This is a genomic window from Saccharopolyspora mangrovi, from assembly GCF_035320975.1.
Classification (GTDB): domain Bacteria; phylum Actinomycetota; class Actinomycetes; order Mycobacteriales; family Pseudonocardiaceae; genus Saccharopolyspora; species Saccharopolyspora mangrovi.
Genome location: NZ_JAWLNX010000022.1, coordinates 1 through 6,447, shown reverse-complemented (window position 1 = coordinate 6,447; position 6,447 = coordinate 1). Strand labels below are relative to the sequence as shown.

7 protein-coding genes are annotated in these 6,447 nt (G+C 71.1%); 1 reads left to right on the top strand and 6 read right to left on the bottom strand.

Annotated features, from left to right (window positions below):
* Positions 1-73 precede the first annotated feature (73 nt).
* The 6 genes from R4I43_RS25650 to R4I43_RS25625 form a co-directional block, all read right to left on the bottom strand.
* The gene (locus tag R4I43_RS25650) at positions 74-1,681 is read right to left on the bottom strand and encodes a solute symporter family protein (RefSeq protein ID WP_324268261.1); all 1,608 of its coding nucleotides are present in this window, start codon (positions 1,679-1,681) and stop codon (positions 74-76) included.
* Between the two features lie 20 nt (positions 1,682-1,701).
* Positions 1,702-2,043, bottom strand: coding sequence for a DUF485 domain-containing protein (locus tag R4I43_RS25645; RefSeq protein WP_324268260.1), 342 nt, complete (start codon positions 2,041-2,043; stop codon positions 1,702-1,704).
* 158 nt (positions 2,044-2,201) lie between these two features.
* Entirely contained in the window at positions 2,202-3,875 is a 1,674-nt protein-coding gene (locus R4I43_RS25640; RefSeq protein ID WP_324268259.1) for a sodium/solute symporter, read from the bottom strand.
* A gap of 3 nt (positions 3,876-3,878) precedes the next feature.
* Positions 3,879-4,229 carry a DUF485 domain-containing protein gene (locus tag R4I43_RS25635; protein WP_324268258.1) on the bottom strand — a complete coding sequence of 117 codons (351 nt, stop codon included), beginning with the start codon at positions 4,227-4,229 and terminating at the stop codon, positions 3,879-3,881.
* Positions 4,226-5,005: a LytR/AlgR family response regulator transcription factor gene (locus tag R4I43_RS25630; protein WP_324268257.1), complete on the bottom strand. Its 780-nt coding sequence runs from the start codon at positions 5,003-5,005 to the stop codon at positions 4,226-4,228. The genes R4I43_RS25635 and R4I43_RS25630 overlap by 4 nt, the downstream gene beginning before the upstream one ends.
* Complete coding sequence (locus R4I43_RS25625; RefSeq protein ID WP_407691316.1) at positions 5,002-6,087, bottom strand: sensor histidine kinase; 1,086 nt, start codon at positions 6,085-6,087, stop codon at positions 5,002-5,004. Before R4I43_RS25625 ends, R4I43_RS25630 begins: the two co-directional genes overlap by 4 nt.
* Before the next feature lie 198 nt (positions 6,088-6,285).
* Between R4I43_RS25625 and R4I43_RS25620 the strand changes: the two genes are divergently transcribed.
* Positions 6,286-6,447: acetyl-coenzyme A synthetase N-terminal domain-containing protein (locus tag R4I43_RS25620; RefSeq protein WP_324268368.1), on the top strand; the 162-nt coding region annotated here is incomplete at its 3' end.

Below are 6,447 nucleotides of genomic sequence, written 5' to 3'. Positions count from 1 at the left end.
TTTATGGGCGTGTATCACCGGGGGGGGGGCCGGGCTCTGCCGTCGCGGGGGCCCCACCGGGCACCGCGGAGGGTCAGTGCGCGGAGGCCTTTTCCGCGCCTGCGCCGGTGAGGGAACGGACCTCCATCTCTGCGTACTTCTCCTCCAGGTGCTCCTTGGAGAGGACCGTGCCGAGCCAGCCGAAGAAGAAGGCCGCCGGGATCGACACCAGGCCCGGGTTCTGCAGCGGGAACCAGTGGAAGTCCACGCCGGGCAGCATGGATTCCTCGGTCCCGGACACCGCCGGTGAGAACACGATCAGCACCACGGTGGTGACCAGACCGCCGTAGATGCTCCACAGCGCGCCCGAGGTGTTGAACCGCTTCCAGAACAGCGAGTACAGGATCGTCGGCAGGTTCGCCGAGGCCGCCACCGCGAACGCCAGCGCCACCAGGAACGCGACGTTCTGGTTCCGGGCCAGGATTCCGCCGACGATGGCGACCGCACCGATCACCACCGCGGTGATCCGGGCGACGCGGACCTCGGCGTCCTTGTCCTCGACCTTGCCCCGCTTGATCACGTTGGCGTAGATGTCGTGGGCGAACGACGCCGAGGCGGTGATGGTCAACCCCGCGACCACGGCCAGGATCGTGGCGAAGGCGACCGCGGCGATGAACCCGAGCAGCAGCGGGCCGCCCAGCGCCTGGGCCAGCAGCGGTGCCGCCGCGTTCGACGAACCCGGCGCGCTCTTGATCGCCTCCGGCCCCACGATGGCCGCCGCGCCGTAGCCCAGCACCAGTGAGAACAGGTAGAACAGGCCGATCAGCCAGATCGCCCACACCACCGAGCGCCGCGCCTCCTTGGCCGTGGGCACCGTGTAGAAGCGCATCAGCACGTGCGGCAGACCCGCGGTGCCCAGCACCAGGGCCAGGCCCAGCGACAGGAAGTCCAGCTTGCTGGTCTCCGACTTGCCGTACTTCGCACCGGGGTTGAGCAGCTTCTCCCCCGACGACGCCCGGTCCACCGCCGCCTGCAGCATGCCGGAGAAGTCGAAACCGTGGAGCGCCAACGTCCACACCGTCATCACGGCCGCGCCGGTGATCAGCAGCACCGCCTTGATGATCTGCACCCAGGTCGTGCCCTTCATGCCGCCGACCAGCACGTAGACGATCATGATGACGCCGACCACCGAGATCACCAGCGCCTGACCGGTCCCGCTGGAAACGCCCAGCAGCAGCGAGACGAGCACGCCCGCACCGGCCATCTGGGCCAGCAGGTAGAAGAAACTCACCATCAGCGTCGAGGTCGCCGCCGCGGCCCGCACCGGGCGCTGGCGCATCCGGAAGGCCAGCACGTCGCCCATCGTGTACTTGCCGGTGTTGCGCAGCAGTTCGGCCACCAGCAGCAGCGCCACCAGCCAGGCCACCAGGAAGCCGATCGAGTACAGGAACCCGTCGTAGCCGTAGAGCGCGATCGCGCCGACGATGCCCAGGAACGACGCCGCCGACAGGTAGTCACCGGCGATCGCGATGCCGTTCTGCGGCCCGGAGAACGCGCGACCGCCCGCGTAGTAGTCGGCCGCGCTGCGGGTGTTGCGGCTGGCGCGCAGCACCACGACCAGCGTCACCCCGACGAAGGCCGCGAAGATTGCGATGTTGAGCAGCGGGTTGCTTCCTTGCAACCCCTGCGCGAGGTGGTACATCCCAGCTACTCCTCAGGATTTCAGGACGCGTCTTCGACCTTGGCGCGGATGCGCTCGGCCACCGGGTCCAGGTTCCGGTTGGCGTAGCGCACGTAGAGCGTGGTGATGACGAAGGTGGACACGAACTGCAGCAGGCCCAGCACCAGTCCGATGTTGATGTTGCCGACGAGCTTGATCGACATGAAGCCGTGCGCGTAGTCGGCCAGCAGCACGTAGACCAGGTACCAGACCAGGAACAGCGCGGAGACCGGGAAGACGAACGCCCGCAACCGACGTCGCAGCGTCGCGAAGTCCTCACTGGCGTGGGCCTCGTGCCACACGTCGTCGGTGGGCGGCGGATTGGCCGAGTCGGTGGTGCTCACGAATCCTCCCTAACGTGTGAGGAGCGCCACGCTAAGGAAGGGTTACGCGGCAGCGGGAGCCGTCCGGGACCGATGACCGCGGGACGAGACGAACGGTCGACGAACGGCGGGCCGACCGGGACGAGCGGTCACGCGCTTTGCCCGACCGTGACCCGCGGTCAGGGACGCGACGGCTCGTCGAGGTGCAGGCGCAGCATGGCGGTCTCGGCCCACGGCGGGGTCTTCCCGCGCACCGACAGCGCGATCATCGTCGCGAAGGCCAGCGGAACCGCCCACGGCGCCGGCTGGGCGAGCAGCATCGCCGGCAAACCCTCCAGCTGCGGGCCGAACAGCGTCGCCCCGATCGCGCCAGAGGTGGCGGTCAACCCGACCAGCACACCCCACAGCGCCCCGGTGCGGGTCAGCCGCGGCCACCAGATCCCCAGCACCAGCAGCGGGCAGAACGTCGCCGCGGCCACGGTGAACCCCCAGGTCACGAGCACGCCTGCGGACAGGTGAGCGGCCTGCAGCGCCAGCAGCACGACCACCGCCGCCGCGCCCAGCACGGTCCAGCGCAGCTGCCCGAGCCCGCCCGGGGTGAGGTCGTGCGAGATCGCACCGGAGACCACCAGCAGCAACCCCAGCGAGGTCGCCAGGAACGCCGCGAACGCCCCGGCGGTCAGCAGCGAGGTGAACAGCGCACCCGCCCAGCCGGTGTCGACCTGCGCGGGCAGCCCGACCACCACCGAGTCGGTGACGCCGGAGAGGTACAGCTGCGGCATCAGCACCCGCCCCAGCGCGCCGTAGACACCGGGGAAGACGTAGAAGCAGCCCAGCAGCAGCACGGTGATGGCCGCGGCACGCCGGGCGGCGCGCCCGTCGCGGCTGGTGTGGAAGCGCACGATCACGTGCGGCAGCCCCATCGTGCCCAACATGGTCGCCAGCAGCACCGCCCAGGTGCCCAGCAGCGGGTGGTCGGCGTTCTCCAGGTCCAGCAGCGGCCGCCCCCAATCCGGCCCGCCCGGCACGTCGATGCCGTCGATCTCCGGCACCGCCGCACCTGCCGGGAACGTCAGCGTCCGCCCCGCCTCCACCTCGTGACCGCCCGGCCCCAGCGGCACCGCTCGTCCGTCCGGTTCGCGGGCGGTCACCGGCTCGGTGACGTCGAGCTCGACCGCCACCCGGAAGGTCACCGCGGTGTCCTCGGCGAAGTGGGTGTACGGCACCGGGTTCAGCGCCTCGTGCCGCACCGCCGGGCCCACCTGCAGCACCAGCCAGACCGCCGGAACCACGAACAGCAGCAGCTTCAGGCAGAACTGGAACGCCTGCACGTAGGTCGCCGCCCGCATCCCGCCCAGCGCGAGGGTCACCGACACGGCCACACCGGCGATCACCACGCCCACCCAGTACGGGGTGCCGCTGACCACGCTGAGCACCAGCCCGGCGGTACGGAACTGCGGGACCAGGTACAGCCCGCCGATGATCAGCACCACCACCGCCGCCAGCCGCCGCAGCTCCGGCGAGGCGAAGCGGGCCTCGGCGAAGTCGGGCACGGTCAGCGCCCCGGAACGCCGCATCGGGGCGGCCACCAGCACCAGCATCGCCACGTACCCGGCGGTGAAGCCGACCGGGTACCACAGCGCGCCGACCCCGTTGGACAGCATCAGCCCCGCCACCCCGAGGAACGACGCGGCCGAGAGGTACTCCCCCGACACCGCCGCCGCGTTGACCAGCGGCGACACCTGGCGAGAAGCGACGAGGAAATCGGAGGTGGTGCGCATGGCCGCCACCCCGCGCAGCCCGATGAGCAGGGTGAGCAGCACGACCACCGCGACCGCGAGCAGGGCGAACACGGCTCAGCGCTCCTCGGCGCGCTCGGCCCGGCGCAGCTGCCAGCGGGCCAGCACCACCATCGCCGGGAACGGCAGCAGCACCAGCAACGCCCAGGACACCGGCACGCCCAGCACCCGCAGCTCGTCGAGCCCCGGCGCTGCGGCGAACACCAGCGGAAGCCCGAAGACCAGCGCGAACAGCACCAGCAGCGTCACCGCGCCGATCCTGCGCTGCACCCGGTGCAGCTGCCGGGCGCGCAGCGCCTCGCCCGGTTCGAGGCGAGGGGCGCGCCAGCGCCGCCGCAGCATGCGGCGGGCGTGCGCCACCCGGGTTTGCGGGCTGGTCACCGCCACCCGCTTGGGACCGCTGCTCATCCGCGTCCCCGCGGGTTGGTCAGCTCGGCGTTGCGGGCGTTGTCCAGCAACCGCTCCCGCAGCTCCCGGGCGTGCCTGCGGCTGACCGGGACGTCACCGGCTTCGGTGTGGGCGTTGAGCGCACCCGCGGAGTCGCTGCGCAACTCCCGCACCGCGTCCAGCGACAGCAGGAAGCTGCGGTGCACCCGCACGAAACCGGCACTCTCCCAGTACTCCTCGAGCCGCGACAGCGGCATCCGCACCACGTGCACGCCGCCGCGGGTGTTCAGCCGCACGTAGTCGCCGTGGGCTTCGACGAACAGCACCTCGCTGCGCCGCACGTAGCGGGTGCGTCCGGCGGTCTCCACCGGCAGCGCGACCATAGCCTCCGGCGCCGCCGGGACGGGTTCGGCGAGGTCGTCAGCAACCAGCATCCGCATCACGCGGTCCAGCGCGGCCGAGAGCCGTTCCGCGCGAACGGGTTTGAGCAGGTAGTCGACGGCTCCGATGTCGTAGGCCTGCACCGCGTGCTGCTCGTAGGCGGTGACGAACACGATCACCGGAGGCGCGCTCATCTTCGCCAGCAGCGACGCCAGCTCCACACCGTCCATGCCGGGCATGGAGATGTCCAGGAACACCACGTCGAACTGGTCGCTCTGCAGCGTGCGCAGCGCGCCGAGCGCGTCCGAGGCGGCCACGACCTCGGCGACTTCGGGGGCGTCCCGCAGCAGCCTGCACAGCTCGTCGAGGGCGGGCGGCAGGTCGTCCACCGCCAGCGCGCGCAGTCCTTCGGTCAACTCGGCACCACTCCCGGATGGAATCGCGGGACGCGGACCACCACTCGGGTGCCCGCTCCCTCGGCGGTTTCCACGACCAGCCCGTACCAGGCGCCGTAGACGCTGCGCAGCCGCCGGTCGACGTTGGCCAGTCCGACCGAATCGGGCGGCCCGTTGCCGGCGAGGATCGCCTCGGCGAAGGCGGGATCCATCCCGACCCCGTCGTCCTCGACGCTGATGATCAGATCGCTCCCTTCGGCTTCGCCGAGCACCTGCACGGTGCCGGCCCCTTCCGAGCCGGGCGTGAAGCGGGGTTCCATGCCGTGCCGCACCGCGTTCTCCACCAGCGGCTGCAGCACCAGGTACGGGATCGCCACGGCCAGCACCTCGGGCGCGACCCGGATCTGCACCCGCAGCCGCTCCCCGAGCACCGCGCGCTGCAGCGCCAGGTAGGTCTCGATGGCGTGGAACTCGTCGGAGACGGTGGTGTAGTCGCGGTGCCGCGCGAGCCCGTAGCGGATGAACTCGGCGAAGTCGAGCATCATCTCGTGGGAGCGCTCCGGGTCGGAGCGCACCAGCGAACCGATCACGGTCATCGCGTTGTACATGAAGTGCGGCGAGATCTCGGCCCGCAGCGCGCGCAGTTCGGCCTGCGCTGCCAGCTCCGCCGAGTGCTCCAGCCTGCCGTGCTCGAGCGCCTCCTCGACCCAGGCGGTGGCCTCGCGCACCGCCGACATCCGCACCTCGCCCTCGACGACGAGCACCCCGGTGAGCTCGTCGTGCACCAGAAGCGGCATCGCCACCAGCGGTGGGCGGCCGCTGCGGGTCTCGGTGTGCAGGACGTCGGCGACCGCGCTGACCGCGTCGGGCTCGGCCTTCGACCGGCCCGACCACTGCAGCGCGCCGGACAGATCGCTCATGCCGACCGCGTCGACCTCCAGCAGCCGCCGCAGGCCCCGCACCGCGTCCGCTACACCCGGCCCGGCGGGTCCGGCGCGCAAATTCTCGGCCAGGCGGCGCGCGGTGCGCAGCACCGATTCGGAGTCCGAGCGCCGCGGCAACCACGCGCCGGACTGCGGCATGCGGTTGATCGGTGCAGGCATCCAGACCCCAAATCGCCGTTGACGGATGCCGAGATGCTAATCCGATCGGCTGACCTGGGCGAGACCGCTCGTCAACCGCTCGTCGCGCATCGGCGGCGTTCGGCCGCGTGCGCACGACGATCGGTCGCACGCGGGGTGCCGCGAGTCACGGGCGTTGCTTACGTTGCCTGACCAGTACCGCGCACCGAGCAGCAGGGAGTGTCCGTGAGCAACGAAGCCCACGACCGATACGTGCCGTCTGAGGATTTCGCGGCGCAGGCCAACGCCACGTCGGCGCTGTACGGCCAGGCCGATGCCGATCGTGAGGCGTTCTGGGCCGAGCAGGCCTCGCGGCTGGCGTGGGACACCAAGTGGGACCAG